Annotated in this window: 1 protein-coding gene; it reads left to right on the forward strand. The window is 69.9% G+C overall.

From position 1 onward, the window contains the following. Positions 1 to 70 precede the first annotated feature (70 nt). A partial coding sequence (locus tag AOK15_RS40180; RefSeq protein ID WP_478078830.1) for a GNAT family N-acetyltransferase occupies positions 71 to 352 on the forward strand: 282 nt, incomplete at its 3' end.

Consider the following 352-nt stretch of genomic DNA (forward strand, 5'->3'; position numbering starts at 1 on the left):
CCCGTCACACAGCGGTGCCGGCGACGGAAACTCACGTGGTCTCCGTGCACGATGTGGGTAGGGTCGGGCGATGCCCGAGCTGATACCACTGCGGACCAGCCACGCCCCGGCCGTGCTGGCCTTCGAGCTGGCGAACCGTGCCTACTTCGCCGCCTCGATCCCCGACCGCGGCGACGAGTTCTTCGACCGGTTCACCGACAGGTACACCGCCTTGCTGGCCGAGCAGGACGCCGGGGTCTGCGCCTTCTACGTGCTCGTCGCCGAGGACGGCTCCGTGGTCGGCAGGTTCAACCTGTACGACCTGGAGGACGGCACCGCCGGACTCGGCTACCGGGTCGCGGAGCGGGTCGCC

Origin of the sequence: Streptomyces ossamyceticus (genome assembly GCF_001418475.1) — a bacterium.
Classification (GTDB): domain Bacteria; phylum Actinomycetota; class Actinomycetes; order Streptomycetales; family Streptomycetaceae; genus Streptomyces; species Streptomyces ossamyceticus.